Raw genomic sequence first — 26779 nt, 5'->3', positions numbered from 1 at the left:
TCCGCCCCCTCGCGGGCGGCGGGCGAACCGGGTCAGCGGGCGGCCTCGGCGCGATCCGGCCGCCGGGTCGCCGGAACGGCGGCCGACGAAGGACGGGCGGGATTCAACGGAAAAACACCCTACGAAAGTCGGATTGCCGAATGCTTTCCGGGATGAATTCCCTTAAAGTCGACGCCGGGCGCACAAATAATCGACCGGCGTAGAAATATCCGCCGCGGCACTTCGGCAACGGAATACCCCCGTTAGTCGGTAGTCGCCGCAAACTTCGCGCGCGTACCGTTCGCGGCGCATCTCCCCTTCCCCACCGGTCCGGAATTCCCCGGACCGGCCGGGCTTCCCCGTTGGAGGATCCCGTGAAAGTGCGTTCTTCGATTCTGCGCGCAATAGCGGCGGTCGCGACCGCCGCGGCCGCCGCGCTCGCCGTTCCCGCCGCCGCGGACGCGGGCGAAACGAACATCTCGATGCAGGCCCAGCAGAAAGACCAGTGGTGCTGGGACGCCAGCGGCAACACCATCGCCGCGTACTGGGGCTATTCCCTGACCCAGACCCGGTTCTGCCAGATCGCGCACAACGAGTCCGGCAGCGACTGCGCGAACAACCAGGGCTATCTCAGCGACCAGCAAAGAGTTTTCCGCTACCTCGGGTTCCGCAGTGTCGGCTCCTACAATTCCAACGGCTACCGGCTCTCCTTCTCCGGCATCAAGAACCAGATCGACGCCGGGCAGCCCATCGGCACGCGGATCGGCTGGACGTCGGGCGGCGGCCACATGCACGTCCTCTACGGCTACGACGACTCCAACGGCCGCAGCATCGTCGAATACGGCGACCCGTGGCCGTCGAACAACCGCTACAACTCGATGAACTACAGCTCCTACGTCTCCAACAACCAATTCGCCTGGACCCACACCGTCTACGGAATGGTGGGCTGACTCATGCTGCGAACCATCCTCCGCACCGCTGTCGCATCGGGAGCCATCGCTGCCGCCGTGTTCGCCGCGAACCCGGCGTCCGCCGCGCAGTCGCCGACCGGACCGTCCTCCTCGGACACCGCGGCGATCTCCGGTCTGCTCGCCAGCCCGGACACCGCCGCCCGCCTCGCGCACACCAAGTTCCCCGGCGCGGCGCCGGCGGCCGCGCACGCCACTCGGGCCGCGGCTGACGCCAACACCCAGATCCCGGTCTACGAACCGACCGCGGCGTTCATCAACGGCGAATCCGACGTCCCGGCCGCCCTCGCGTACGTCGCGTCTCCGGCCCACCTCGCCGACGGGCGCGCCGCGACCGTGTGGGCGCAGCCGAGCAAGGCCGGATGGCAGGTCATCAACGTCGCTTCCGGCAACGACGAACAGGTCCACGCGGCGGCCGCGCATGGCGGCTACCTGCTGCACGAACCGCAGGTCAACGCCTGGTACTCGGTCAACGGCGACACCGTGACCGTCCTCGACGGCGCGGTCTCCGGCGTCCCGGCAGGCACCCGCGTCACCGTGGCGGGCTACCGGGCCGAACTGCAGAAACGCTACGGCGACAAGCTGCCCGGCTCGACGTATGACAAGACCGGCGCGGGCGGCGGTTATGCCGTCACCGCCCCGAACACCGGCGGGGACGGAAGCCCGGCCACCGCGCTCGCCATCGGCGGGGTGGCCGCGGCAGCCGCGGGCGGCGCGTTCCTCCTGCGCCGCCGTTCCCAGCACAGCAAGTGATCCGTCGGCGGCAGGGGTCCGCCCCTGCCGCCGATCACTCGCCGCCGTCGAGCGACGCGGCCCACCGATCCGCCCACGACACGAGCGGCCGCAGCGCGTCGAACGCCTCGCGGCCCAGCGTCGTCAACGCGTAATGCGATTCGCCGGTCTGGTGCACCAAACCAGCCTCGCCGAGTTCGACCAGGCGTTGCCGCAGCACGCTCGAAGACATCCCGTCGCACCGTTGCTGCAACGCGCGAAACCCGAGCGTGCCGACCTGCAGCTCCCACACGATCCGCAGGCACCACCGCCGCCCGAAGAGGTCGAGCGCGGCCATCAGCGGACGGCCGGTCGTGGAGCCCCGGACCGGCTGTCCCGGCTTCGGCGTCGCCATCCGAATCTCCTTGTGCTTCGATTTCCGAAACACTAACATCGGCCGCCATGATTCGATTTCCGAAGCAGGTCTGCGCCGCGCTCGGCATCGACGTGCCGATCGCGCAGGCCCCGATCGGCTCCGCCTCGACCCCGGCGCTCGCTGCGGCGGTCTCGAACGCGGGCGGGCTAGGGACCCTCGCACTCACCTGGACCAGCCCGGACGAGGCGGTCCGCCGGATCCGCGAGGTGCGCCGCCGCACCGACCGTCCGTTCGCGGTCAACCTCGTGCTCGACTTCCCGATCGACGACGTCCTCGACGCCTGCCTCGCCGAAGATGTCCCGATCATCTCGACGTTTTGGGGCGACCCCGCCAAGGTCGCCGCCCGCGCGAAGGACACGCGGCTGATCCACACCGTGGGCTCGGTCGCCGAAGCACGACAGGCGGCGGAAGCAGGCGTCGACGTCGTGGTCGCGCAAGGCTGGGAAGCGGGCGGACACGTCCGCGGCCAAGCGTCGACCCTCGTGCTGGTGCCCGCCGTCGTGGACGCGGTCGGTCCCATCCCCGTCCTCGCGGCGGGCGGAATCGCCGACCGACGCGGGCTCGCCGCAGTACTCGCCCTCGGCGCGCAAGGCGGCTGGCTGGGCACCCGATTCCTGACCGCGACCGAAGCGGCGACCCACGATTCCTACCGCGAAGCCGTGCTCGCCGCGGAACTCGAGGACGCCGTCCACACCCGCTGCTTCGACGGCGGATGGCCCGACGCGCCGCACCGCGTCTTGCGCAATTCCACGCTCACGCAATGGGAAGCGGCAGGCCAACCGCGCACGGACCGCCCCGGCGAAGGCGACGTCGTAGCAACGGATGCGTCCGGAAACCCGTGGCAGCGCTACGACGACATGATTCCCGTGCCAGGCATGACCGGAGACCTCGAAGCCTTGGCGCACTACGCCGGGCAAGCCGCGGGATTGGTCCGAAACGTCGCTCCAGCCGCGCAAATCATGGCGGACCTCGTCGGCTAAACCTGTTTCACCGCCGCCGGAAGCTCGACCGGTTGCTGCAGCGCGTCGAGCACCGCGTTCACCGCCGCCCGTCGCGGCGATCCGCGCCGGGTGACCGCGACGATCGTGCGCGTCACCGGCGTCGACAGCGCTTTCGTCGCGACCCGGTACCGCGGATCCACCGCCAGCCCGGGCAGCAGCGCGATCGACAGCCCGGCCTCGACGTGCTGCAACGTCATCAGGTAATTGCTGAACCGGCACACCGCGCGCGGCTCGAAGCCCGATTCACGGCAGAGCCGCAGCGTCAGAGTCGCCATGTAGGACTGGGGAATGTCGAGCGCCCACGGTTCGCCCGCGTAGTCCGCGAGCACCGCCGGCCCGGGCGGCTCCGGCCGGTCGAGCGCGGTGACCAGCACGATCGGATCGGTCGCCAGCCGGATGATCTCGAGGTCAGGACCGAGGGGCAGGTCGACGAAATCGGTGGTGGTGATGATGACGTCGCTGTCGCCCGCGCGCAGCGCCGGGACGCTTTCGTGCGGTTCCCGTTCCGCCAGTTCGGTTTCCAGCCGCGGATAAGCCTGCGCGAGACGGGTCGCGGCGGGCACCGCGAAGGTGTGGATCGCGCTCTGGAACGCGCCGATCCGCACCAGCCCGGCCGGTTCGTCGCCGCGCAGTTCGGCCTCGACCGCGTCGAGATGGTCGAGGATCGCCCGCGCCTGCCGGGCCAGTTTCTCCCCGGCGGGCGTCAGCCGGACGCGGCGGCCGGTGCGTTCCAGCAGCCGGGTGCGGGTTTCGGTCTCCAGCAGCGCGAGCTGATGCGACACCGTGGAGGCGCTGAGATTCACGTCCTGCGCGACCGCGCGAACGGTGCCCAGCACGGCGAGCCGGCTCAGCAGCCGCAGCCGCCACGGGTTCAACATGCCCCCATCGTTGTTCGACGCCATCGCACAGGCAAGCGGAAACTGTGAGATGGACGCGGCGCTCGATCCGGCCCTACCGTCGAAGCCATGGCCACCGACACCTTCTGGTCCGACGTAGACCGGCACCTCGTCCGCTACGCCGGCCCCGGCTCGTTCACCGGCGAAATCATCGACCGCGCCGAGGGCAGTTTCGTCTTCACCGAGGACGGACGGCGCATCCTCGACTTCACGTCCGGGCAGATGAGCGCGATCCTCGGGCACGCGCATCCGGAGATCGTCGAGACCGTCCGGAAGCAGGCCGCGAAGCTCGACCACCTGTTCAGCGGGATGCTGAGCCGTCCGGTGGTCGACCTCGCCCGGCGGCTCGCGGAAACGCTGCCGGCCCCGCTGGAGAAGGCGCTGCTGCTCACCACCGGCGCCGAGTCCAACGAGGCCGCGCTGCGGATGGCCAAACTGGTGACCGGCAAGCACGAGATCGTCTCGTTCGCCCGGTCCTGGCACGGGATGACGCAGGCCGCGGCGAGCGCCACCTACAGCGCGGGCCGCAAGGGCTACGGTCCGGGCGCGCCGGGCAACTTCGCCATCCCGGTGCCCGGTGCGGACTGGGAGCACCAGCTGGACCTCGCGTTCGACCTGATCGACGCGCAGTCGGTCGGCAGCCTCGCCGCGTGCCTGGTGGAGCCGATCCTCAGCTCCGGCGGGATCCTCGTTCCCCCGCCGGGCTATTTCCAGGCACTGCAACGGAAATGCCGGGAACGCGGCATGCTGCTGATCCTCGACGAAGCACAGACCGGGTTGTGCCGAACCGGAACCTGGTACGCCTTCGAGCACGACGGCGTGGTCCCGGACATCCTCACGGTGTCCAAAACGCTCGGCGCCGGACTGCCGCTGGCCGCGGTGCTGACGAGCGCGGAAATCGAGCAGGAAGCCCACGAACGCGGGTACCTGTTCTTCACCACGCACGTCTCGGACCCGCTTCCCGCCGCGGTCGGGAACACGGTGCTGGACGTCCTGATCCGCGACCGCCTCGACGAACGCGCCCGCGACCTCGGCACCCGGCTGCGCACCGGACTGGACGAAATCGCGACACGGCACGAGGCAGTCGGCGAGATCCGCGGCCGAGGCCTGCTCGCTGGACTGGAATTGAGCGGCGGCGGCCCGGACGCGGACAAGCTCGGCGCGCGCGTGACGCAGCGGTGCCTCGAACTCGGGCTGCACATGAACATCGTGCAGCTGCCCGGGATGGGCGGGGTGTTCCGGATCGCGCCGCCGCTGACCGCCGCTGACAGCGAGATCGACCTCGGACTGTCCATTCTGGACGAGGCGATCGGGGACGTCTCGTAGCTCAGCGCGGAACGCGGCCCGCGACGGCGGCCGCCGCCTTCTTGGCGAGGTCGCAGGTGTCCACGGCGACGGTCACGAACTCGCGGGTCGTCCCCGCGAGGACGACCCCGTAGCCGCTGCCCTGGCACCAGCTGGCCGACGGTCTTGGGCGCGGTACCGCTCCCGTGGCTGAGTTCGGGCACAGTACGGCCCCCGAAGTCCGGTTCCCCCTACTCGTCCCGGTTCAGGGGTGGGTCCCCGCGCTCGCCGCGATTAGCGTGCGCGGGGTCAACGCTGCTGCCGGGGGTGGGGAAATGCGGTCCAAAGCTACCGTCCTGATACTCGTTCTGACGCTGCTCGGCACCGCCCCGGCCGCGTCGGCGAACGCCGGGCACACCGTCGCGCTGGACGGTCTTTCCCGCCCGGTCGACCTGCTCGTCGACAAGTGGGGCGTCCCGCACATCTACGCCGCCAACACCGCGGACCTGTTCTACGCGCAGGGATTCACCGTCGCCCGCGATCGGCTCTTCCAGCTCGACACCTGGCGCCGCCGGGGGCTCGGGTTGCTCAGCGAGGTCCTCGGCGAGTCCTATGTGGACCAGGACCGCGCCGCCCGGCTTTTCCTCTACCGCGGCGACATGCAGAAGGAATGGGCCTCCTACGGTCCCGAGGCCAAACTCGCCGCCACCCGGTTCGCCGCGGGGATCAACTCCTACCTCGACTGGCTCGCCAAGCACCCCGAGGCCGCCCCGCCGGAGTTCGCCAGGCTCGGCTACCAGCCGTCGCGCTGGCAGCCCGAGGACATCGTCCGCATCCGCTCGCACGCGATCGGCGAGAACCTCACCTGGGAGGTCGCCCGCGCGCAAATGGTGTGCCATGCCGGGCCGGGCGCGAGCAAATACCTCCGCAGCCTGCACCCCGACCACGAGCCCGCGGTGCCCGAAGGCCTCGACCCCTGTTCGATCCCCGGCGACGTGCTTTCCGTGTACAACAAGGCGACCGCCGGCGTCACGTTCCCGAAGGGCGTCGCCTCGGACAGGGACATCGCCGACGCCACCAGCGGCAGCAACTCGTGGGCGATCGGCCCCGGCCGCACCGCCACCGGACGGCCGATCCTCGCCAGCGACCCGCACCGCCGCTCCGACTCGTTGCCCTCCGGCCGTTACGTCGCCCAGCTTTCCGCGCCCGGCTTGAACCTCACCGGCGCGGGCGAGCCGTGGAACCCGGGCATCGCCATCGGGCACAACGATTCCGTCGCGTTCGGCCTCACGAACCTGCCGGTCGACCAGACCGACCTCTACGTCTACGACCTCGATCCCGCCGACCACAGCCGGTACCGCTACCGCGGCGGCTGGGAGCCGATCACCAAGCTCACCGAAACCATCCCGGTGCTCGGCGGCCAGCCGGTGACCCGCGAACTGTCCTTCACCCGGCACGGCCCGATCGTGAAGGTCGACGAAGCGGCCCACCGGGCGTTCGCCGTGCGCACCGTCTGGACCGAACCGGGCAGCGCGGCCTACCTCGGCAGCCTCAACTACCAGCGGGCCCGCAACTTCACCGAATTCACCGCCGGAATGCGCGAGTGGGGCACGCCCGGCTCGAACCTCGTCTACGCCGACGTCCACGGCGACATCGGCTACGTCCCCGGTGCCCTGACCCCGCGCCGCACCGGGACCGCTTACGACGGCCTGCTGCCCGTCCCCGGCGACGGCCGCTACGAGTGGAACGGGTTCCACGCCAACTCCGAACTCCCGTGGCAGCACAATCCGCCTGCCGGATTCTTCGCCTCCGCCAACGACTACAACCTCCCGCCGGGCTTCCCGGTGGTGTCCAACTACGAATGGCAGCAGCCGTACCGCAAGGAGCGGATCGACGAGCTGATCAGGTCCACGCCGCGCGCCCGTGTCGCCGATTCGCTCGCCATCCAGCGCGACGAAAAGTCCTTGCTGGCACCCCGGCTCGCGCCGTTCCTGCGGAACCTCTCCTCCACGGATCCGGACACCGCGAAGGCGCTCGAAGTGCTGCGCGGTTTCGACGGCGTCGCCTCGGTGGATTCCGCACCGGCCCCGCTGTACGAAACCTGGCTGCTGAAGTACCTCCACGGCGGCTGGGCGCACGCGACGCTCCCGCAAGCCGCCGCGGATGTCCTGGCCAGCACGATCAATCCGGATTTCAGCCTGGTGCTCGCTTCGTTCGCCGACCCGGACGCGTGGTTCGGCCCCGGCGGCGCGGCCAAACGCGACAAGCTGATCCTCGACACTCTCCAGCTCGCTTTCCGCGACGTCGCCGGAAAACTCGGCAGCGACCCGGCGAAGTGGCGCTGGGGCGCGCTGCAGCACCAGGAATTCGTGCACCCGGCAGGCGGCCCGAACGTCGGCCCAAACTCGGTCGGCGGCGACTACCAGACCGTCCACCCGTCGTTCTTCCACCCGTTCACCTACCAGCAGCTCAACGGCGCGACCTTCAAAATGGCGCTCGACGTCGGCGACTGGGACGCGTCGCGGGCGATCAACGCGCCCGGCCAGTCCGGCGACCCGCGCAGCCCGCACTACCGCGACCTGAACGACCTGTGGGCGTCCGGCGGCTCGTTCCCCCTGCTCTCGAGCCGCTCGGCCGTCGAACGCAACCTCGACACCCGGATCAGGCTGGTTCCGAGGTCCGCTTCGGGAAGTTAGCCCGCATCCGGACGAGCGGGACCGCCGCTCCGGCCAGCAGGACCGCACAGGCGGTCTGCAGCAGCAGGAACCAGACCGGGCACGCACCCGGGATCAGGTCGACGCCGACGAGCGCGATCGGAGCGACGATCGAGACGAACCGGGCCCGCTCATAAGCCCGGCGTGACCCCTTCGCCGCGAGCGTGACCAGCCAGTACATGATCGCGGCGCTGACCGGCACCAGTGCGGAGCGCGTCCACATGAAGCCGGTCGCGCTCCCGTCGACGACGGCCAGCGCGACGATCGTGCCGAAGACGGCCGCGCCCATCGCTCCGTAGGCCACGACGAACTTCTTCGTCAAGCCGAACCGGTCTTGTACGGCGGGGCGTTCGATGGTCTGCATCGCTGTTCTCCCTTGTGGTTTTCCGTTGTGCCAGCAACGCTAGGAAGCCGCGGCCCGGCCCGGTATGGGTCTGGCCGCACAAGGGGGTGGGGCTGGACCCACTCCTATCCCGCGGCGGCGGGAATCCGGCGTTTCGTGGTGCACAGTGGACCGCGAAGCCGGATGGACAGGGGGAAGAAACGATGCGACAGCTACGGTCCTGGGTGCACGACTGCGGGGTGGGTTTCGTCCGCGCCGCCCAGGCGGCGGGCGTGGCGCTGCTGATCCCGGTCGTGTGGGCGGCCGCGGTCGGCCTGTGGCAGCTGTGGGGCGGCAGCCCGTGGTCGTGGATCGCGCCGTTCATCTGGGCGGCGATCGGGACGCTGGCGCTGGCGCGTCCGGTGTGCCGGATGACGCGGGTCATGGTCGCGAACTGGACCGGCATCGTGCTCCCGCCCGGATACCGGAAGCTTCCGCCGATCACCCAGCTGTCGACCGGATACTGGTGGAACGGCCACTCCTACTCGCGCACCCAGGAAGAGGCCCGGCGCGAGCAGCGCTTGAAGAACTGGCGCTACGACCCGGCGACCTGGCGGGACCTGCGGTTCGCGCTGATCGCGCCGGTCTCCTTCGGCCTGGTCGCGCTCGTGCCGCTGCTCGGGGTCGTCGCGGCGGTCCTGACGCTGGTGAACCTGCCGGAGGGGTATCTCACCGGTCTGCTGGTCACGATCGCGACCGCGCCGTACGCCTGGCGCAGCGTCATCCCGGTGGCCACGCGGTTCCTGGGAGCGTCCGCCACGATGGAACTGGTCGACCGGGTCGACACCCTGACCGCGTTGCGCGCCGACACGACCATCGCGCAAGCCGCGGAAATCCGCCGCATCGAACGGGATCTGCACGACGGCGCGCAAGCCCGGCTGGTCGCGCTCGGCCTCGCGCTGGCGACGGCGGAGAAGCTGATGGAGACCGATCCCGAACAGGCCAAGGAATTGCTGCGCGACGCCCGGGCCGGTGCCGCCACGTCGCTCACCGAATTGCGCGAACTGGTCCGCGGCATCAGCCCGCCGGTGCTGAACGAACGCGGGCTCGCCGACGCGGTCCGCGCGATGGCGATGGACCTGCCGCTCGACGTGACGGTCGAAGCCGATCTGCCGCAGCCGCTCGATCCGCCGATCGAATCCGCGCTGTACTTCGGAATCGCCGAATTGCTCGCCAACACGGTGAAGCACGCGCACGCGTCGCACGTGCAGGTTTCCCTGTTGCAGGAAGGGAATCGGCTGTGCGCCGCGGTCGAGGACGACGGTCTCGGCGGGGCCGGGATCCACCCGGACGGCGGGCTTGCCGGACTGCGCCGACGCCTCGCGGTCTTCGACGGCACGCTGGAGATCACCAGCCCGGAAGGCGGGCCGACCCGAGCGTGGATGATGGTGCCATGCGCATCGTCGTAGCCGAAGACCTCTACCTGCTGCGGGACGGCTTGGTCCGGCTCCTCCAGGCATACGGTCACGAGGTGGTGGCGACCGCGACGACCGGCCCGGAAACCGTCGCCGTGCTGCGCGAACACCGGCCGGACGTCGCCGTGGTCGACGTCCGGATGCCGCCAACGCAAACCGACGAAGGCCTCCGTGCGGTCCTCGCCGCGCGCCGCGAGACGCCCGGGCTGCCGGTGCTGATCCTGTCGCAGCACGTCGAACAGCTCTATGCCCGCGAACTGCTGGTCGACGGGGCCAGCGGCGTCGGATATCTGTTGAAGGACAGCGTTTTCGAGGCCGAGCAGTTCATCGACGCGCTCGAACGCGTCGCGGCCGGCGGCACGGCGATGGACCCGGCGGTGATCTCGAAACTGCTCACCAGCGGATCGCCGGACCAGCGCCTCGGCTCGCTGACCGAGCGCGAGCGTTCGGTGCTGGAGCTGATGGCGGAAGGCCTGTCGAACGCGGAGATCGCCCGGCGGCTGTTCCTGAGCGAAAGCGCGATCAGCAAGTACACGACGTCGCTGTTCGGCAAACTCGGCATCACCGACGACGACACCGGCAACCGGCGCGTCCTGGCGGTGCTGACCTACCTCAACTCGTGAGCGCTGAGGCCGGCCAGAACCGGCCTCAGCGCTCACGATCTGGTCAGCTCACCAGATTGTCGAAGCGGCGCAACGTTTCCTCCGCGCCCAGCGCCTGCGTGATCGAGTGCAGGTCCGGGCTGCGGGTCGACCCGGTGATCGCGATCCGGATGATCTGCGAGGCCTCGCGGATCGAACCCGGGTACGCGTCCGGGTCCTTCTTGTATTCCTTGGCGTTCTTGGCGAACCCGTGCTTCGCCGCGACCTCGCGGATCTGCTGGAACCACTCCTGCCCGTCGTCGAGCTGCTGGTACGCGGACACGAAGTCCGACGCCACCGCGCGCACGACGTCCGCCGGAACGCCCAGCGCCGCGATCCGCTCGTCGTCCGGACCGGTCGCCGCCTGGTGCAGCTGCGGGAAGAAGAACCCGTAGACGGCGCGGAACTCGCTCCACTTCTTCAGGTCCTTGCGCGGGTTCTCGACGCCCTCGCGCTCCACCGCCAGCGCACGCAGCGCCAGCTCACGGGAGGACTCCAGGACCGCCTTGAGCTCCGGGTCGAACCGCTCAGCCCACTCCAGCACCGACGCGAGGATCTCCTCGCCGGACAGCGTCGCGACGTAGTCGGCGGCGAGGTCGTCCAGCTTCACCAGGTCCACGAGCGGACCGGCGACGCCGCACTCGTCGAGGTTGATCGGCGCGTCGAGCGCTTCGGCGAGCGGCATCTCGGCGAGCCGTCCGTTCGCCAGGCCACGCAGGTAGTACAGCACCGCCGGGACCGGGTAGCCGGCTTCGAGGTAGAAGTCGACGGAGGCTTCCGGGTCCTTGCGCTTGGACAGCTTCCGCTTGCTGCCGCCCTCCTGCTTCATCAGCGGCGCGATGTGCGCGTACTGGATCGGCTCGAAGCCGAGCGCTTCGAAGAGCTGCTGGTGCGTCGGCACCGACGAGATCCACTCGTCGCCGCGGATCACGAGGTTCACCCGCATCAGGTGGTCGTCGACGGCGTGCGCGAAGTGGTAGGTCGGCAGCCGCGGGCTCTGGTCGGAGCTCTTGAGGATCACCACGTCGTTGCGGTTGGCCTCGGCCTCGATGGTGCCGCGGATCGCGTCGGTGAAGCGCACGCGCTGCCCGGTGTCGTCCGGCGCGCGGAAGCGGACCACCCACGGCTCGCCCGCGTCGAGCTTCGCCTGCACGTCGGCCGGGTCGGCGTCGCGCCAGATCGCCCACGAGCCGTAGTAGCCCGTCGGGAGCTTCGTGGCCTGCTGCCGCGCGGTGATCGACGCCAGCTCGTCCTTCGTCGCGAAGTCGATGTACGCACGGCCTTCGCGCAGAAGGTGCCGTACGTAGGTGAGGTAGATCTGCTCGCGCTCGGACTGCCGGTACGGCCCGTACTCGCCGCCGCGCACCGCGTCCTCGTCCGCCTGCAGCCCGAAGTACGCGAAGCCGCGTTCGAACTGCTCCAGCGCCCCCTCGACCTCGCGCGACTGGTCGGTGTCCTCGACGCGCACCAGGTAGCGGCCTTCGGATCGGCGCGCGACGTCCTGGTCGATCGTCGCGACGTAGATGCCGCCGATGTGCACGAAGCCGGTCGGCGACGGGCCGAACCGGGTCACCTTCGCGCCGTCGGGCAGCTGCCGGGCCGGATAGCGCTGTTCCCAGTGCTCAGGCTCGGGCAGATCCGCGGGGAACAGGGCGTCGATGACCGCACGGTCCAGCATCGGAGGTCGGGTCTCCCAGGTCGTTGGGGTGTTTTCGCTAGTGCTTCGAGTATCGCCGACCGCCGTCCTCCCCGGTCGGCCAGGTCCCCGGGTTGTCGATACGGTTGCGAACCGACCGTTTCCGATATATCGTGAATGTGTCGCAACAGTTCGAGAAAGGAACTCAAGACCATGAACCGACGACGACACCCCTTCCCCGGCGGACGCGCGTTCCCCGGCGGACATCACGAACACGGAGAACACGAACAGCACGGCCGGTCCTCGTTCGGCCCCTGGGGCCGGGAATTCGGCGAGTTCGGCTTCGGGCCCGGGGGTCGCGGACGACGCGGCCACGGTCCGGGCGGACGCCGCGGCTCCCGGCGCGGCCGGCGCGGCGACGTGCGGGCGGCGATCCTCACCCTGCTCGCGGAACAGCCGCGGCACGGGTACGAGATCATCCGCGAGATCGGCGAGCGCAGCGGCGGGCTCTGGAAGCCCAGCCCCGGCTCGATCTACCCGACCCTGCAGATGCTGGCCGACGAGGGCCTGGTCGTGAGCCGCGACGAGAGCGGCAAGAAGCTCTTCGAGCTCACCGACGAGGGCCGCACCGCCGCCGAACAGCAGACCGGCACGCCGCCGTGGGAGCACTTCACCGACGACGTCGAACCGGTCGAGCACGACCTGCGCAAGGCGGGCGCGACGCTCGCCGCGGCGGTCGTGCAGGTGATGCGCGCCGGCAGCGAGAACCAGCAGGCCCGCGCGGTGGACGTGCTCAACGAGGCACGCCGGTCGATCTACTCGATCCTCGGCGAGGTCGAGGAATCGGAGGACTCGGCCGAGTCCGGAGAGGCAGCCGAGTGACCGGGCAGGACGAGGCCGGTGGGTTTGACGCGGCAGTGCACGCGATAACCCACCGGCAGCGTCACCTCGCCCGATCCCGGGTTCAGGCGGCGCGTGTCAGCGATCGCCCGCTGCGCGACCTTCGCGCTGAACTCGATCTTCAACACTGATTCCGCCGCGGCGAAGTCTGCGAAGCGCCAACGCGTGCGTACGCGCCGGCAGTTGAAGCCGTGCGCGGCGAAGAACCGTTCCACCGCAGGCGGGTCGTAGTGCGGCAAGTCCGCCCGCATCCACCCGCCGTAGGGCTCGCTGGTCACGTCGAGGTCGACGATCATGATCGATCCTCCGGGCCGCAGCACCCGTTCCGCTTCGCGCAATCCCGGTTCGCATCCAGGGCCGAAGAAATACGCGGTGCGCGCGTGCACGATGTCCACGCTGGCGTCGTCCGCGGGCAGCCGCTGCGCTCGTCCCACGCGGACCCGCACGTTCTCCAGATCCCGCACCCGTCGCTCCGCGTCCCGCGCGAGCGGCGGGTGCGGTTCGATTCCGAGCACCGAACGAGCGTCCGCGGCGAAGAGCGGCAAGTGGTAACCGTCACCGCAGCCGAGATCGAGCACGTCGAGGCCGGTCCAGTCGTGCTCCTCGCGCAGTACGCGCCAGATCTCGCCGTCCGCGTCCTGCGCCCGGTTCTCGACGTCGTAAACGTCCTGGTAGTACCAGATGTTCGGACTGGGAACGACTTCCTTCGATGCCGCCGGGCCGCGGAACAACCAGCGCACGGCACTCCTCTCCGCCTCCAGGGGCTCCGACGGGCGCGGCAGCTTTCCCGCTCAGAGCGTAGAACGCCGCTCCGCCGAATAGACTTCACCCTCTCGGGGAGGAGAACGCGATGTCGACCGACTGGCAACTCGCCCGCACGCTCCCGGCAGGCCTGCCCTGCTGGGTCGAGGTGGCGTGCCGCGACGAAGCCCGGACCCAGGACTTCTACTCCCGGCTTTTCGGCTGGGAATACGAAACCCGGCGCGATCCCGCGTCGCCGACCGGCCGGTACTCCATCGCCCTGTGCGACGGGGTTCCCGCCGGCGGCCTGTACGAAGCCGGTGCCCGCAGCGCACCCGGCTGGACGATGCAGCTCGCGGTGCCGCACACGGCGAGCGCCGCCGAATGGGTCGAGCACCTCGGCGGGCAGGTGACGCTCGGGCCGATCGCGATCCCCGAGCGCGGCAGCATCGTGCACGCGATCGACGCGTGCGGCGCGCCGGTGGTGTTCTGGGAAGCCCCGCCGGACTGGCAGTTCGCGGGCGGCGTGCCCAACACGTTCAGCGGCGCGGACCTCAACACGCACGACGGCGTGGCCGCGGACCACTTCTACACCAAGCTGTTCAACTACTCGAGCCGTCAGGTCGGCGACGGCGAAAGCGTCGACTATGCGGAATATTCCATTGAGCACACGGCGGTGCTGTACCGCTACGTGATGGGTCCCGAGTACCGCCGGGACACTCCCCCGCACTGGCTCGTGTACTTCGAGGTCGACCCGGCGCGCGGCGCGGACGCGGCGGCGGGCGAGGCGCTGATGCTGGGCGGTTCGGTGGTGATCGAGCCGTACGACACCCCGTTCGGCCGCACCGCGATCCTCGCCGATCCGGACGGCGCGGTGTTCGCGGTGATCGACCACTCGCGGGTGCTGGAAGACGTGGGCCGCGCCGAGGTCGACGACCCGTACGACGACTGAGGATTCAGACGGGGATTCAGACGGGGGCTCAGGCCGGGACGAAGGCCGACAGCAGCAGCCACGACACGACGGCCGAGGGCAGCAGCGAGTCGAGGCGGTCCATGATGCCGCCGTGGCCGGGCAGCAGCGTGCCCATGTCCTTGATGCCGAGGTCGCGTTTGATGAGCGATTCGACGAGGTCGCCGAGCGTCGCGGTGAGCACGATGGCCGCGCCGAAGATGACGCCCTGCCACGCGTGGCCGTCCAGCATCAGGCTGATCGTGAGCACGCCCGCGACGATGCCCGCGATCATCGAACCGGCGAAGCCCTCCCAGGACTTCTTCGGGCTGATCGTGGGCGCCATCGGGTGCTTGCCGCCGAGCACGCCGGCGATGTAGCCGCCGGTGTCGGAGGCGACGACGCCGATCAGGAACGTGAGCACGCGCCCGACCCCGTCGTGCGGCGGCACGAGCATGGCCGCGAACGCGCCGAACAACGGCAGGTACGCGGCGGCGAAAACGGAAGCGCTGACGTCGCGCACGTAGCCCTTCGCACCGCCGGGCAACCGCCACAGCAGGCACGCGAGCACGGTGAGCACGAACGCGGTAAGCGCGCCTTCCCGGCCGAACGGCCAGGCCAGCCAGATCATCGCCTGCCCGCCGACGAGCACCGGGATCAGCGCGACCTTGGTGTCCGCGACCCGGCGCAGCACGCCGGAGAACTCGAACGTGCCGACCGCGATCGCGGCGGCGATGACCCCGATGAAAATGAACCGGACGGTGAGCAGGGAAACGATGATCGCGGCCCCGAGCAACAGCCCGACGCCGATCGCCGCGGGAAGATTGCGCCCGGCCCGGGAGGCTTTCTTCTCCGGTTCGGCTTTCGCTTCGTCGCTGACTTTCCCGCCGTTCACCGGCCCAGTCTTCGCGCCGCGCTCGGGTTTGCCCCCGGGCATGACGGATTCGCCTTCGGCCGCACCTTTCGCTGATCCGCTCTTGGACGCAGCTTTCGCGCCTTCGGCCAACCCGTCCTCAGTGGTGCCTTTCGAGCCCTTTGCCGACCCGCCCTGGGACGCAGCCTTCGCGCCCTTCGCCAGTCCGCCCGCGGGAACGCCCTTCGCACCCTTCGCCGACTCGCCCCCGGATTCCCCGGGATTCCCCGCCGCAGCACCGGATTCCGCGCGCGCGTTCGTCGCGGAATCCGATTTCCGCTGCCCAGCAGGGGTTTCCGAAGCCGGTTCCAGCCGCGAAACCGGGTCCGGCTCGGCGGCCGGGCCCAGTGGCGGGGTGTCGCTCACCCGCTCGTCGCGTTCCTCGCTCACCTGGCTCATCAGACCTCGAGCAGCTCGGCTTCCTTGTGTTTCACCAGCTCGTCGACCTGGTGCACGTAGGTGTCGGTGAGGTTCTGCAGTTCCTTCTCGGCGCGCGCGACCTCGTCCTCGCCCGCTTCGCCGTCCTTGGCGATGCGGTCGAGTTCTTCCTTGGCCTTGCGGCGGACGCTGCGGATCGAGACGCGGGCGTCCTCGCCCTTGCCCTTCGCGACCTTCACCATCTCCTTGCGCCGCTCCTCGGTGAGCTGCGGGATGACGATGCGGATGACGTTGCCGTCGTTGCTCGGGTTGACGCCGAGGTCGGACTCGCGGATCGCCTTCTCGATGGCGTTCAGCTGCGTCTGGTCGTAAGGCTTGATCAACGCCATCCGGGCCTCCGGCACGTTGACGCTGGCCAGCTGGTTCAGCGGGGTCGGCGCACCGTAGTACTCGACGACGATGCGGGAGAACATCGACGGGTGGGCCCGCCCGGTGCGCACCGACGTGAGGTCTTCCTTCGCGACGGACACCGCTTTTTCCATCTTCTCCTCGGCGTCGAGGAGGGTCTCGTCGATCACGGCTACTCCCGGTGTTGTGTTGTCGGACCTGAGCTTGATCCCAGCAGGTCTAGGCGGACGCCTCGTCGGCGGGGGTCGAGACCAGCGTGCCGATCCTCTCACCGCCCACCGCGCGGGCGATGTTGCCCTCGGTGAGCAGGTTGAACACGATGATCGGCATCTTGTTGTCCATGCAGAGGCTGAACGCGGTGGCGTCGGCGACCTTGAGACCGCGCTCGAGCACCTCGCGGTGCGTGATGTCGGTGAACATCTTCGCGTCCGGGTCGGTCTTCGGGTCGGCGGTGTAGACGCCGTCCACGGCCTTGGCCATCAGCACGGCTTCGCAGCCGAGTTCGAGCGCGCGCTGCGCGGCGGCGGTGTCGGTGGAGAAGTACGGCATGCCGACGCCGGCGCCGAAGATGACGACGCGGCCCTTCTCGAGATGCCGTTCCGCGCGGCGCGGAATGTAGGGCTCGGCGACCTGGCCCATCGTGATCGCGGTCTGCACGCGGGTCGGGAGGCCTTCCTTTTCGAGGAAGTCCTGCAGCGCGAGGCAGTTCATCACGGTGCCGAGCATCGCCATGTAGTCGGCGCGGTCGCGGTCCATGCCGCGCTGCGACAGCTCCGCGCCGCGGAAATAGTTGCCGCCGCCGATCACCACCGCGATCTGCACGCCGGTGCGCGCGACGTCGGCGATCTGCTGGGCGACGGAGTGCACGACGTCGGGGTCGACGCCCACCGCGCCGCCGCCGAACATCTCGCCGCCCAGTTTCAGCAGCACCCGGCGGTACCCGCCCTCGACCCGGTCCTCACCCATGTCTGTCGCCTCCTGCCCCTCGGTAGACCCGACTGTGCCCCGTCCCCGATGCGCGGAGACGGGGCACAGTGCCAGAACCTAGTCCCAGTGCCTCGCTCAGGCCTGGCCGACCTCGAACCGGGCGAACCGGGTCAGGGTCACGCCCGCCTCGTCGAGCAGGGCCTTGACGGTCTTCTTGTTGTCCTTGACCGACGGCTGCTCGAGCAGCACGTTGTCCTTGTAGTACGCGTTGACCTTGCCCTCGATGATCTTCGGCAGCGCCTGCTCGGGCTTGCCTTCCTCGCGGGCGGTCTGCTCGGCGATGCGGCGCTCGTTCTCGATGATCTCGGCCGGCACCTCCTCGCGGGTCAGGTACTTCGCGCGCAGCGCGGCGACCTGCATGGCAGCGCCGCGGGCGGCGTCCACGTCGTCACCGGTGAACTCGACCAGCACGCCGACGGCGGGCGGGAGGTCGGAGCCGCGGCGGTGCAGGTAGGTCGCGGTCTTGCCCTCGAACGACACCACGCGGCGCAGCTCGAGCTTCTCGCCGATGCGGGCCGACAGCTCCTGCACGACCTCGTTGACCGGCTTGCCGTCCAGGTCGGCGGCCTTCAGGGCCTCGACGTCGCTGGACTTCAGCGCCTTCGCGGTCTCGACGATCTTCGCCGCGAGCTGCTGGAAGTCGTCGTTCTTGGCGACGAAGTCGGTCTCGGAGTCGAGCTCGATCATGACGCCGCCGTCGCCGGCGACCAGGCCCTCGGCGGTGGCGCGCTCGGCGCGCTTGCCGACGTCCTTGGCGCCCTTGATGCGCAGGAACTCGACAGCCTTCTCGAAGTCGCCGTCGTTCTCCTCGAGGGCCTTCTTGCAGTCCATCATGCCCGCGCCGGTCATCTCGCGCAGGCGCTTCACGTCAGCGGCGGTGTAGTTCGCCATCGTGTTGAATCCGTCCGTTTCAGGTACGTGTGCGGTGAGCGCCGTCCGGGCGGCCCTGCGCGGACCGCCCGGACGGGGTGGATCAGGAGTTGGCCGGAGCCTGCTCGCCGGTCGCTTCCGCGGTTTCGGTCGCGGCGGTCTCGGTCGCGGCGGCCGTCTCGGTGGCGGCAGCGGCCTCGGTCGCGTCGGCGGCGGCGGTCTCCGAGCCCGCGAGGAGCTCCTTCTCCCACTCGGCCAGCGGCTCGTCCGAAGCACCGGTCTCCGGCTTCGCGTCGGCCGAGGCGCCGTTGCGGCCGGAACGGGCCATCAGCCCGGCCGCGGCGGCCTCGGCGACGACCTTCGTCAGCAGCGCGGCGGAACGGATCGCGTCGTCGTTGCCCGGGATCGGGTAGTCGACCTCGTCCGGGTCGCAGTTGGTGTCGAGGATCGCGACGACCGGGATGTTGAGCTTGCGAGCCTCGCCGACGGCGATGTGCTCCTTCTTGGTGTCGACGATCCACACCGCGGACGGCACCTTGGCCATGTCCCGGATGCCGCCCAGGGTCTTCTCGAGCTTGTCCTTCTCGCGGGTCAGCGTGAGGATCTCGCGCTTGGTCAGGCCGGTGAAACCGCCGGTCTGCTCCTGGGCCTCGAGCTCCTTCAGGCGGAGAAGGCGCTTGTGGACGGTCTGGAAGTTGGTCAGCATGCCGCCGAGCCAGCGCTGGTTCACGTAGGGCATGCCCACGCGCGCGGCCTCGTTGGCGATCGCTTCCTGAGCCTGCTTCTTCGTGCCGACGAACATGATGGTGCCGCCGTGCGCGACGGTTTCCTTGATGAACTCGAACGCACGGTCGATGTACGTCAGCGTCTGCTGCAGGTCGATGATGTAGATGCCGTTGCGCTCGGTGAAGATGTAGCGCTTCATCTTCGGGTTCCACCGACGGGTCTGGTGCCCGAAGTGCACGCCGCTGTCGAGCAGCTGCTTCATGGTGACGACGGCCATTGCCGGAATCACACCTTTTCTGTAGTCGCGCGCTCCCGCTGCCGGTGTTCGTTCCGCCCGCGGAGGCGCTGTTCCGGTTAGTCGCCCCCGACCGGGAGGTCGTGGGCCCTGGTGCCGCAGCCGATGCCCGGACCCGTGGGTTCGGCTGTGCGAAACCCCAGGGACCGCCGGACACCGTGCGCCCCTCCGTCCGGGTTCCCGCCAGAAGCGGCCCGTCCGGGGACGCGCGCACGTGCACGCGAAGTCAGCCCAGCGAGTGGACTGCGGTATTGATTCTACCCCCTGCCACCAGGCCCGCCCCTGCGGGCAGCCTTCGCCCGGCCCGGAGTTGTCCACAACTGCGCCCACCTGTGGACAACCCCCGCTGAACAGCGGGTTCCGGTCGGCTGGCGCCCGAGGATGGGGACATGACCACTACGCGATCTTTTCCCGTTGCCGCCGTTGCTTCCCGCGCTGCCGATTCGCCTGCGGATTCCCTGGTTCCTGTGCCCTCGATGCCGAGCACGGCCAGCTCAGTGCCCTCCCCTGTGCCTCGCCCGGACAGAGAAGCGAGCAGCCAGTCCGGTCCCTCGCCGAATCCGTCGCCGCCTGATTCGCCTCATCCGGTGGTCCTGGCAACCGCTGCCCTGCTCACTCAGCACCCATCGGCAGGTGCCGCCCTCCTGAGCCCGGACGACGCCATCCCGCCCCCTACCTCAACGGGTCCGCTCCCGCGCGGCGGCCGCCATCGCCGACCACCCGCCAGACCGCCCAGAATCCGCACCGCACTCCGCCGCACGTGGACCCGCGCGAGGTCCGCCGCGAGCACCGTCAGCCGCTACGCCCTCTTCGCCTCCCGCAGGCTCCTTCGCCCTGCCCGCCCAAGACCCGTGCCCCTCTTGCCGAGCATCCGAATCTCCCTGCCCTGCGATTTCAGCTGGGGCCACCCACCTCTCCGACTGGCCGGAGCAGGCGGCGAACTCCCGATGTTCGCCCCGCGCAGCCGCAAAGTCACCCGAACGTGGCTGATCTTCGCGACGGTCTTGACCTTGTCCGCGGGCTCAGCAGCCCTGCTCCACTCCCGAGCCGACGCCGCACCCCTCCAGCCCGTTCCGGAAGAACCCGGACGGCTGGCCTGGCCCCTGACGCCCCGCCCGCACGTCACCCGCAACTTCGAACCGCCCGCGACCCTGTTCGGCCCAGGTCACCGAGGCGTAGACCTGGAAGCCGCCGCCGGACAACAGGTGCTGGCCGCGGACATGGGAGTGGTGGTCTTCGCCGGTCAGGTCGCGGGACAAGGAGTAGTCGCCGTCGACCACGACGGCGGTCTCCACACGACCTACCTCCCGATCACCCCGACAGTCGCCGCCGGAGACCAGATCTACCGCGGCCAGCCGCTGGGAACCGCCATCCCCGGCCACCCCGGTTGCCCGACCGCCACCTGCCTGCACTGGGGAGCTCGGCGCGGCACGGAATACATCGACCCGCTCGCCTTGGTCGGCAGTCCCAGCCGAGTACGCCTCAAGCCGTGGGCGGAAGGCCCGTGACACCAAAGCAGCCGCCGCTACCGGCCGATCGATCCGAAGGAGGTCACTAGGCTCAAACCACCGACACATCGACCGTGGTCCGCCGCCACATCGACTGTGGTCCGCAACCACCGCCACGTCGGCCCGCGGTCCGCACCGACCGTGCATGAGCATCGGACAGCGTTGCGAACAAGGCAATCGTTGCGCCGGTTGCGGATCCGGGGGTCAGCCGCTGGGCTGCTCCATCAGCTTGGCGCGCAGCCGCATCACCGCGCGGGTGTGCAGCTGGCTTACGCGCGATTCCGTGACTCCTAGGACCTTCCCGATTTCCGCGAGGGTCAGGCTTTCGAAGTAGTAGAGGCTGACGACGATCTTGTCCCGGTCGGTCAGCTGCGCGATGGCTTCGGCGAGCTGGCGGCGGTTGTCCTGGTCCACGAGGACGGCCACCGGGTCGACCGCGCCGTCGTCGGGGAGGGTGTCGACCAGCGAACCGGCGTCTTTGCCCGCGGCGACAAGGTCTTCGAGCGCCACCACGCTGGTGAGGCGGAGCTGGCCGTAGAAGTCGCGCAGGTCGTCGAGGCTGATGCCCATTTCGCCGGCGAGTTCGGCGTCGGTCGGGGTTCGGTGCAGGCGGGCGCCGAGGCGTTCCAGGGCGCGGGCCGTTTCCTTCGCCTTGCTGCGCACCGCGCGCGGGACCCAGTCCTGGGAGCGCAGGTCGTCCAGGATGGCGCCGCGGATGCGTTGCATCGCGTACGTCTCGAAGCGCAGGCCGCGTTCCGGGTCGAACTTCTCGATCGCGTCGACCAGACCGAAAATGCCTGACTGCACAAGGTCACCGACGTCTACGTGCGTCGGCAGACCGGTGCCGACCCGGCCCGCGACGTACTTCACCAGCGGTGCGTAGTGCAGCACCAGCCGGTCGCGCGACGTCTGGTCCGGTTTGTCGGCGAACTGCTGCCACAGCGCCTGAATCCCCGCGTCGACGTCCTGACCAGGACGACCGTCCCCGCTGACGGCGTCCTGCACGCCGGGGCGTGCCGCCCCGGCTTCCGTGACCTGCGATGTGGAAGTCATTGCACGGTCGTTCTCGGCGTGCTGCTCAGTGTTGTCTCCGTGCTCGTGCGGATGCGCGTGCGCCGACGGTTCGGCCCTGCCGTCCCCGGCCGAGCCTCCGCCGGCCGCGTCAGGCCCGCGGGTGTGCTCGGTCATGGATCGCCTTCAGCCGATCGACGGTCACATGAGTGTAGAGCTGGGTCGTGGCCAGCGTAGCGTGACCAAGCAGTTCCTGAACGCTCCTGAGATCGGCACCTCCTTCGAGCAGATGCGTCGCGGCGGAATGCCTTAGCCCGTGCGGCCCCATGTCTGTTGCGCCCGGCACCGCGGCCACCGCCTCGTGCACCACCCGGCGCGCCGCGCGCGGGTCGAGACGCTTGCCGCGAACGCCCAGGAAAAGCGCCGCCGGCGGCGTTTCCCCAGCCAGCGCAGGCCGTCCGTCCTCCAGCCACGCGGTCAGCGCCTCGGCCGCCGGGACGCCGAACGGAACCGTCCGCTCCTTGTCTCCCTTGCCCACCACCGAAACCACGCGGCGGGAAAAGTCCACGCTGCCGACGTCCAGTCCGCACAACTCCGACACCCGAATGCCGGTTGCGTACAGCATTTCGACCAACGCGCGGTCACGCAGAGCGACCGGATCCCGTTCGGCTGCCCCTTTCGCGGAGGCGTCCATGAGCGCGTCGGCCTGCTCGGCGCGGAGCACCCCGGGCAAGGTCCGGTGCGTGCGCGGCGCGGCCAGCCGACCGCCCGGGTCCGACTTCAGCAAACCGGTGCGGTGCGCCCAAGCCGTGAAGGTGCGCGCGGCCGCGGCGCGGCGCGCGAGGGTGGTGCGCCCGGCGCCGTCCGAGCGCTGCCCCGCGAGCCACGCGCGCAGCTGGGTGACATCCAAGTCCTCAAAGCGCCGCGCGGGACGGTCGCCCTCCCCCACGGTCAGGAACGCCAGCAGCGAAACGACATCGCCGACGTACGCGCGCACGGTGTGCGGCGACAGCCCACGCTCCAGCGACAGATGCCGTTCGTAACCGGCCACCACCGATTCGGCGGACTCCGGCAATTCGGCGCGAAGTGCACGAAGATCGGGTCGTGGCGGGCGTTTCCGGTGTCCACCGGGACGCGGGACCGCGTCCTTGCGTGCACTCGCTGACGGCATGACGATTACGCTGCGCGAACCATCGCCATTGGTCAAGCATCGCCACGCCCATCATCGGTTGGCCGTTCGGACTATCTGCCGCCAGCCGGTCTCGCCGCGCACCGCGAAACCGTCGACTTCCAGTGCGGGCAACAAGGCGCGAACTCGGGAAACAGGCACTCCAGCGCTTTCCGCCACCTCTTCCGGAGCCCGGCCAGCCCGCGGAAGCAGCGCGTCGTAGACCCGCGATGCCTCCGGACCGAGATTGTCCGTGGGCCGCCGACTCGACTCGGCCGCGGGAGCAGCGGTGCCGAACCTGCCCACGGTTTCGAGCACCTCGTCAACCGAGGTGACCAACGTGGCTTTGCAGTCCCGGATCAGTGCGTGGCAACCGGCTGAACTGCCCGAATGCACTGATCCGGGCAACGCCATCACGACCTTGCCGAGCGCACCCGCAATGGTCGCAGTATTGCGCGCACCGCTACGGATTCCGGCCTCCACAACGGCTGTTCCGTCGGTAAGACCTGCGATAAGGCGATTCCGCACCAGAAATCGATGGCGCGCGGGCGGGGTCTTCGGCGCGTACTCGCTGACGATCGCACCGCCCTCGGCGACGATGCGGTCCAACAAGCCGCTGTTCCCTACCGGATAGGAATAGTCGACTGCGCAACCGAGGAGCGCGACCGTGACCCCGCCGCCGCTGAGCGCACCTCGGTGGGCGGCGGCGTCGATGCCCAGGGCAGCACCGGAGAAGACTGGTACTTGGCGGGTTGCCAAGGCGTGGCCGATCTCGACGGCGTTGTGCAGGCCGTAGTCCGTGGCCATCCGAGCGCCGACGACCGCCACCGCGCGGTCCGCGACTTCGGCCAGGCTCGCGTCGCCGCGCACCCAGAGCCCGAGCGGCGCCGCCACGTGCTTCACGCCGTTTCCGGTTGCTACCGCTAGCGACAGCAGTGGCCACGCGGGCCATTCGTGGTCTTCGGGAACCACGAGCCGGGCACCGGCTTTGGCGGCTGCCTCGAGATCTTGTTCCGCGATCGTGGATTCCCGCCGCGCGGCCGTTTCGCGGAGAACCTTCTCGGGACAGTCCCCGGCCCGGACGCGCTCGGCGGCCGCGACCGGGCCTCGTTCGCCGACGAACTCCAGCAGGTGCGGTGCCGGTGGTTCAGCGACGCCGAGCAGATACGCGCGGGCGAGGCGTTCGGAGTCGGTCGCCGCAGTCTGGTCCTCAACGGCGATGCTCACGCCGCACCTCTTCGGCTGCCGGGGTTTTCGGGGCGGACGACGGCGAGGTGGCGGTGCAGCGCCAACCGTTCTCGAACCCGGACCGGATCGTGCTCGGGGCGGACTTCCCGGTGCCGGACCGGATGCAGATGCCGGACGATCTTGTGCTGCGGCGTCTTCGGCCTGCGGTGCCGGGTGCGCTGGGACGAGGACGGGATGGCTCGGTGGGACATGGTGCTTTCCTTTCGTTGGGATTCCGGACGGGCAGGCTTGCCGGTCCGAGACTGGGGGGCCGCGGCTGGGCTGGGCTGGGCTGGGCTGGGCTGGGCTGGGCTGGGACGCAGGATTGCGGGTCTAGGAGTTGGGACATCTGGTCCGGACATCGGCGAGAAGGTGCTGGGCGGACCTCCGGGGATCGCCGCGGTCAGCGCACACGGCCGCTTACTCGGCCTGTTCGCCGGGCACGGCTGAGCAGACGGCAGAACCTCTTGCCGGAGGCGGGTCATGCACCGAAGCGAGCTGATGCCCGCCGAAATTTCCTGGCGCTCGCGTTGGGCGGGCTCGGTGTGCGGGGTGGATCAGCCGGTTTTGCGTTCTCGGAAGTCCAGGGCCGCGGTGACGTGGTCGGTGTCGGGTTGGGACAAGGCGGCCAGGTCGGCCAGCGTCCAGGCGATGCGGAGGCATCTGTCGGCTCCTCGGGCGGTCAGCAAACCTCGGTCCAGGGCTCTGTCTAAAACCGCGGTGGCGGGGGGTGGCAGGGCGAAATCTCGGCGCAGGATCGGGCCTGGGACTTCGGTGTTGGACTGCCAGCCGTGTTCGTGCCAGCGGTGTTTGGCTCTTTCGCGGGCGGCCAGGACGCGGGCTCGGACGGTCGAGGACGGTTCTGGGGTGGTGGATTGGTGGGCGGAGATCGCAGTCAGAGGGCGCAGGCGGACGCGGAGGTCTACTCGGTCCAGGAGAGGGCCCGAAAGGCGCGACAGGTAGCGGCGGCGGGTGGGTACTGAGCAGGTGCAGTCGGTTTCTCGCGGTGGGGCGCAGGGGCAGGGGTTGGTGGCCAGCACCAGTTGGAACTGGGCGGGATAGCGGACGACGCCCTTCGCGCGGGCGATGCGGACTTCGCCTTCTTCCATGACGGTGCGGAGCGAGTCGAGGCGTTGGTTGCCGAATTCGCAGGCCTCGTCTAGGAAAAGGACGCCTCGGTGGGCTCGACTGATGGCACCCGGAGCCGCTAAGCCGGTGCCGCCGCCGATTAGGGCTGGTGGGCTGATCGAGTGGTGTGGGGCGACGAAAGGCGGGACTGTTACCAGGGGCGATGACTTGGACAGGGAGCCGTCTACTGAGTGGATGGCGGTTACTTCCAGGGACTCGGCTGGGGAGAGGTCGGGCAGCAGGCCTGGGAGGCGTCTGGCCAGCATGCTTTTGCCTACGCCGGGCGGGCCGGTGAGCAGGAGGTGGTGGCCGCCTGCTGCGGCGACTTCCAAGGCCCATCTGGCTTCTGGTTGGCCTACTACGTCGGCTAGGTCGGGGACTTCCACTGGGGTGGCGGCTGCGGGAGCGGCGGGTGGTTCCAGGTCGGCTTCGTCTTTGAGCCAGGCGATGAGCTCGGCCAGGCGGGTTACTCCGGAGACTTCCAGGCCGTCTACCAGGGCGGCTTCTACCAATGACTCGGTGGGCACGACGGCGCGTTCGTGGCCGGCGGCTTTGGCGGCCAGCAGGCCGGGGAGGACGCCGCGTACGGGGCGGATTCGGCCGTCCAAGGCCAGTTCGCCCAGCAGGATTGTGTGCAGGAGCTTTCGGGCTGGGACGGCGCCGATGGCGGCTAGGACGGCGGCGGCGATGCCCAGGTCGTAGCCGGAGCCCATTTTGGGCAGGTTGGCGGGAGACAGGGCCAGCGTGATCTTGCCGTCGGGCCAGGATTGGCCGGAGTTGCGGACTGCGGAGCGGACGCGGTCTTTCGCCTCGCGGAGGCCGGCGTCGGGCAGGCCGACCAGGGTGACTCGGCTCAGGCCGCCGCCTAGATCGGCTTCGATTTCCACTACGCGGCCTTCGATGCCGAGCAACGCGACGGACCAGGTTTTGGCGTGGGGCATCAGAAAGCACCCACCAGGTGCCGCACGACCGGCTCTTCGCCGTCGGGGGCGTACACGGTCACGACGTCGTAGCGGATGCGGCACCAGCCGACTCGATGTTCCTTGAGCCAGCGCATCGCGGCTCGGTGCACGCGGTCGATCTTGTCCTGCGTAACGGATTCGGCGGGAGTGCCGTATTCAGTGCTCGATCGGGTTTTGACCTCGCAGAAGATCACCCGGTCGCCCTCGGACAGGACCAAATCCAGCTCGCCCTCGCGGCAGTGCCAGTTCCGGCTGAGCAGGACCATGCCGGCGGCCTGCAGATGCCGGGCGGCGAGGTCCTCGCCCCAGCGGCCGAACGTCCGTCGCCAGGCCGCGCCGGGGTGCGGGCCGTCGTTCATGGTGTCCCCCTCGGACAGCGTGAGCACCGTCGATCACGGTGCGTGTGCTGTCACGATCGCAGCGTGATCAAACACCGCGCCAGGGGGATTCCGGGCAGCTGTGGATAACCCGGGGGTTGTGGATCAAGCGCTGGTCCGCGGACGAGAAACCCGGCGGATTGTCGGTGCGGTGTGCATGAGGGCAGA

Annotated in this window: 26 protein-coding genes; 10 read left to right on the top strand and 16 right to left on the bottom strand. The window is 69.6% G+C overall.

Going from position 1 to position 26779, the window contains the following annotated elements; translation table 11 throughout:
- Nucleotides 1-359 precede the first annotated feature (359 nt).
- Entirely contained in the window at nt 360-929 is a 570-nt protein-coding gene (locus WA670_RS34230; RefSeq protein ID WP_439098632.1) for a papain-like cysteine protease family protein, read from the top strand.
- Between the two features lie 3 nt (nt 930-932).
- Entirely contained in the window at nt 933-1700 is a 768-nt protein-coding gene (locus WA670_RS34225; protein ID WP_336160358.1) for an LPXTG cell wall anchor domain-containing protein, read from the top strand.
- 34 nt (nt 1701-1734) lie between these two features.
- Here WA670_RS34225 and WA670_RS34220 read toward each other — a convergent pair whose 3' ends face one another.
- Nucleotides 1735-2073, bottom strand: coding sequence for a winged helix-turn-helix transcriptional regulator (locus WA670_RS34220; protein WP_037810336.1), 339 nt, complete (start codon nt 2071-2073; stop codon nt 1735-1737).
- 47 nt (nt 2074-2120) lie between these two features.
- On the opposite strand from WA670_RS34220, the gene WA670_RS34215 reads away from it, so the two are divergent.
- Nucleotides 2121-3074, top strand: a complete 954-nt coding sequence (locus WA670_RS34215; RefSeq protein WP_336160356.1) for an NAD(P)H-dependent flavin oxidoreductase — start codon at nt 2121-2123, stop codon at nt 3072-3074.
- Here WA670_RS34215 and WA670_RS34210 read toward each other — a convergent pair.
- Nucleotides 3071-3973 carry a LysR family transcriptional regulator gene (locus WA670_RS34210; RefSeq protein WP_336160354.1) on the bottom strand — a complete coding sequence of 301 codons (903 nt, stop codon included), beginning with the start codon at nt 3971-3973 and terminating at the stop codon, nt 3071-3073. The genes WA670_RS34215 and WA670_RS34210 overlap by 4 nt on opposite strands.
- A gap of 87 nt (nt 3974-4060) precedes the next feature.
- Here WA670_RS34210 and WA670_RS34205 point away from each other — a divergent pair, with 87 nt between their 5' ends.
- Nucleotides 4061-5317 (top strand): aspartate aminotransferase family protein, encoded by a 1257-nt coding sequence (locus WA670_RS34205; protein ID WP_238607787.1) that lies wholly within the window; start codon nt 4061-4063, stop codon nt 5315-5317.
- A 293-nt stretch (nt 5318-5610) separates the two neighbouring features.
- Nucleotides 5611-7971, top strand: a complete 2361-nt coding sequence (locus tag WA670_RS34200) for a penicillin acylase family protein (RefSeq protein WP_336160351.1) — start codon at nt 5611-5613, stop codon at nt 7969-7971.
- Here WA670_RS34200 and WA670_RS34195 read toward each other — a convergent pair.
- Nucleotides 7937-8353, bottom strand: coding sequence for a hypothetical protein (locus WA670_RS34195; RefSeq protein WP_336160349.1), 417 nt, complete (start codon nt 8351-8353; stop codon nt 7937-7939). The two genes, WA670_RS34200 and WA670_RS34195, sit on opposite strands and share 35 nt — an antisense overlap.
- 182 nt (nt 8354-8535) lie before the next feature.
- Here WA670_RS34195 and WA670_RS34190 point away from each other — a divergent pair, with 182 nt between their 5' ends.
- Nucleotides 8536-9780 (top strand): sensor histidine kinase, encoded by a 1245-nt coding sequence (locus WA670_RS34190; protein ID WP_336160347.1) that lies wholly within the window; start codon nt 8536-8538, stop codon nt 9778-9780.
- Nucleotides 9765-10409 (top strand): response regulator transcription factor, encoded by a 645-nt coding sequence (locus WA670_RS34185; RefSeq protein WP_134668066.1) that lies wholly within the window; start codon nt 9765-9767, stop codon nt 10407-10409. Before WA670_RS34190 ends, WA670_RS34185 begins: the two co-directional genes overlap by 16 nt.
- Before the next feature lie 43 nt (nt 10410-10452).
- Here the strand turns inward: WA670_RS34185 and WA670_RS34180 are convergent, their stop codons facing one another.
- Complete coding sequence (locus WA670_RS34180) at nt 10453-12105, bottom strand: glutamate--tRNA ligase (protein WP_037810321.1); 1653 nt, start codon at nt 12103-12105, stop codon at nt 10453-10455.
- 171 nt (nt 12106-12276) lie between these two features.
- Here WA670_RS34180 and WA670_RS34175 point away from each other — a divergent pair, with 171 nt between their 5' ends.
- Nucleotides 12277-12945, top strand: a complete 669-nt coding sequence (locus WA670_RS34175) for a PadR family transcriptional regulator (RefSeq protein ID WP_336160345.1) — start codon at nt 12277-12279, stop codon at nt 12943-12945.
- Here WA670_RS34175 and WA670_RS34170 read toward each other — a convergent pair.
- Nucleotides 12879-13703: a class I SAM-dependent methyltransferase gene (locus WA670_RS34170; protein ID WP_167756656.1), complete on the bottom strand. Its 825-nt coding sequence runs from the start codon at nt 13701-13703 to the stop codon at nt 12879-12881. The genes WA670_RS34175 and WA670_RS34170 overlap by 67 nt on opposite strands.
- 110 nt (nt 13704-13813) lie before the next feature.
- Between WA670_RS34170 and WA670_RS34165 the strand changes: the two genes are divergently transcribed.
- Nucleotides 13814-14656, top strand: a complete 843-nt coding sequence (locus tag WA670_RS34165) for a VOC family protein (RefSeq protein ID WP_037810319.1) — start codon at nt 13814-13816, stop codon at nt 14654-14656.
- Nucleotides 14657-14684: 28 nt separating this feature from the next.
- Here WA670_RS34165 and WA670_RS34160 read toward each other — a convergent pair whose 3' ends face one another.
- From WA670_RS34160 to rpsB, 5 genes are all read right to left on the bottom strand, one after another.
- Entirely contained in the window at nt 14685-15590 is a 906-nt protein-coding gene (locus WA670_RS34160) for a phosphatidate cytidylyltransferase (protein ID WP_336160370.1), read from the bottom strand.
- A gap of 374 nt (nt 15591-15964) precedes the next feature.
- On the bottom strand, nt 15965-16522 hold the full coding sequence (gene frr / locus WA670_RS34155) for a ribosome recycling factor (RefSeq protein ID WP_037810317.1): 558 nt from the start codon (nt 16520-16522) through the stop codon (nt 15965-15967).
- 49 nt (nt 16523-16571) lie between these two features.
- Nucleotides 16572-17318 carry a UMP kinase gene (gene pyrH, locus WA670_RS34150; protein WP_037810316.1) on the bottom strand — a complete coding sequence of 249 codons (747 nt, stop codon included), beginning with the start codon at nt 17316-17318 and terminating at the stop codon, nt 16572-16574.
- Between the two features lie 96 nt (nt 17319-17414).
- Entirely contained in the window at nt 17415-18230 is an 816-nt protein-coding gene (gene tsf, locus WA670_RS34145; protein WP_037810315.1) for a translation elongation factor Ts, read from the bottom strand.
- A gap of 82 nt (nt 18231-18312) precedes the next feature.
- Entirely contained in the window at nt 18313-19212 is a 900-nt protein-coding gene (gene rpsB / locus WA670_RS34140) for a 30S ribosomal protein S2 (RefSeq protein WP_037810313.1), read from the bottom strand.
- A 965-nt stretch (nt 19213-20177) separates the two neighbouring features.
- Here rpsB and WA670_RS34135 point away from each other — a divergent pair.
- Entirely contained in the window at nt 20178-20738 is a 561-nt protein-coding gene (locus WA670_RS34135; RefSeq protein ID WP_336160338.1) for a murein hydrolase activator EnvC family protein, read from the top strand.
- 204 nt (nt 20739-20942) lie between these two features.
- Here WA670_RS34135 and WA670_RS34130 read toward each other — a convergent pair whose 3' ends face one another.
- From WA670_RS34130 to WA670_RS34105, 6 genes are all read right to left on the bottom strand, one after another.
- Nucleotides 20943-21791: a FliA/WhiG family RNA polymerase sigma factor gene (locus WA670_RS34130; protein ID WP_374204433.1), complete on the bottom strand. Its 849-nt coding sequence runs from the start codon at nt 21789-21791 to the stop codon at nt 20943-20945.
- A 109-nt stretch (nt 21792-21900) separates the two neighbouring features.
- Nucleotides 21901-22920, bottom strand: coding sequence for a tyrosine recombinase XerC (locus WA670_RS34125; RefSeq protein ID WP_037810310.1), 1020 nt, complete (start codon nt 22918-22920; stop codon nt 21901-21903).
- A 51-nt stretch (nt 22921-22971) separates the two neighbouring features.
- Nucleotides 22972-24144 (bottom strand): DNA-processing protein DprA, encoded by a 1173-nt coding sequence (gene dprA / locus WA670_RS34120; protein WP_336160335.1) that lies wholly within the window; start codon nt 24142-24144, stop codon nt 22972-22974.
- Nucleotides 24141-24356 (bottom strand): hypothetical protein, encoded by a 216-nt coding sequence (locus WA670_RS34115; protein ID WP_238607797.1) that lies wholly within the window; start codon nt 24354-24356, stop codon nt 24141-24143. Before WA670_RS34115 ends, dprA begins: the two co-directional genes overlap by 4 nt.
- Before the next feature lie 345 nt (nt 24357-24701).
- Complete coding sequence (locus WA670_RS34110; RefSeq protein ID WP_336160332.1) at nt 24702-26213, bottom strand: YifB family Mg chelatase-like AAA ATPase; 1512 nt, start codon at nt 26211-26213, stop codon at nt 24702-24704.
- Nucleotides 26213-26593: a YraN family protein gene (locus WA670_RS34105; RefSeq protein ID WP_037810446.1), complete on the bottom strand. Its 381-nt coding sequence runs from the start codon at nt 26591-26593 to the stop codon at nt 26213-26215. Before WA670_RS34105 ends, WA670_RS34110 begins: the two co-directional genes overlap by 1 nt.
- Nucleotides 26594-26779: the final 186 nt, after the last annotated feature.

This window comes from Amycolatopsis sp. VC5-11 (assembly GCF_037034185.1).
Lineage (GTDB): Bacteria > Actinomycetota > Actinomycetes > Mycobacteriales > Pseudonocardiaceae > Amycolatopsis > Amycolatopsis nivea.
This window is presented reverse-complemented; position numbering and strand designations above follow the sequence as displayed.

Coding starts and splice junctions, on each gene's coding strand:
- WA670_RS34225 (WP_336160358.1), top strand. CDS start 933: ATGCTGCGAACCATCCTCCGCACCGCTGTCGCATCGGGAGCCATCGCT.
- WA670_RS34220 (WP_037810336.1), bottom strand. CDS start 2,073: ATGGCGACGCCGAAGCCGGGACAGCCGGTCCGGGGCTCCACGACCGGC.
- WA670_RS34215 (WP_336160356.1), top strand. CDS start 2,121: ATGATTCGATTTCCGAAGCAGGTCTGCGCCGCGCTCGGCATCGACGTG.
- WA670_RS34210 (WP_336160354.1), bottom strand. CDS start 3,973: ATGTTGAACCCGTGGCGGCTGCGGCTGCTGAGCCGGCTCGCCGTGCTG.
- WA670_RS34205 (WP_238607787.1), top strand. CDS start 4,061: ATGGCCACCGACACCTTCTGGTCCGACGTAGACCGGCACCTCGTCCGC.
- WA670_RS34200 (WP_336160351.1), top strand. CDS start 5,611: ATGCGGTCCAAAGCTACCGTCCTGATACTCGTTCTGACGCTGCTCGGC.
- WA670_RS34195 (WP_336160349.1), bottom strand. CDS start 8,353: ATGCAGACCATCGAACGCCCCGCCGTACAAGACCGGTTCGGCTTGACG.
- WA670_RS34190 (WP_336160347.1), top strand. CDS start 8,536: ATGCGACAGCTACGGTCCTGGGTGCACGACTGCGGGGTGGGTTTCGTC.
- WA670_RS34185 (WP_134668066.1), top strand. CDS start 9,765: ATGCGCATCGTCGTAGCCGAAGACCTCTACCTGCTGCGGGACGGCTTG.
- WA670_RS34180 (WP_037810321.1), bottom strand. CDS start 12,105: ATGCTGGACCGTGCGGTCATCGACGCCCTGTTCCCCGCGGATCTGCCC.
- WA670_RS34175 (WP_336160345.1), top strand. CDS start 12,277: ATGAACCGACGACGACACCCCTTCCCCGGCGGACGCGCGTTCCCCGGC.
- WA670_RS34165 (WP_037810319.1), top strand. CDS start 13,814: ATGTCGACCGACTGGCAACTCGCCCGCACGCTCCCGGCAGGCCTGCCC.
- WA670_RS34160 (WP_336160370.1), bottom strand. CDS start 15,590: ATGCCCGGGGGCAAACCCGAGCGCGGCGCGAAGACTGGGCCGGTGAAC.
- pyrH (WP_037810316.1), bottom strand. CDS start 17,318: ATGGGTGAGGACCGGGTCGAGGGCGGGTACCGCCGGGTGCTGCTGAAA.
- tsf (WP_037810315.1), bottom strand. CDS start 18,230: ATGGCGAACTACACCGCCGCTGACGTGAAGCGCCTGCGCGAGATGACC.
- rpsB (WP_037810313.1), bottom strand. CDS start 19,212: ATGGCCGTCGTCACCATGAAGCAGCTGCTCGACAGCGGCGTGCACTTC.
- WA670_RS34135 (WP_336160338.1), top strand. CDS start 20,178: ATGTTCGCCCCGCGCAGCCGCAAAGTCACCCGAACGTGGCTGATCTTC.
- WA670_RS34130 (WP_374204433.1), bottom strand. CDS start 21,791: ATGACTTCCACATCGCAGGTCACGGAAGCCGGGGCGGCACGCCCCGGC.
- WA670_RS34125 (WP_037810310.1), bottom strand. CDS start 22,920: ATGCCGTCAGCGAGTGCACGCAAGGACGCGGTCCCGCGTCCCGGTGGA.
- WA670_RS34115 (WP_238607797.1), bottom strand. CDS start 24,356: ATGTCCCACCGAGCCATCCCGTCCTCGTCCCAGCGCACCCGGCACCGC.
- WA670_RS34110 (WP_336160332.1), bottom strand. CDS start 26,213: ATGCCCCACGCCAAAACCTGGTCCGTCGCGTTGCTCGGCATCGAAGGC.
- WA670_RS34105 (WP_037810446.1), bottom strand. CDS start 26,593: ATGAACGACGGCCCGCACCCCGGCGCGGCCTGGCGACGGACGTTCGGC.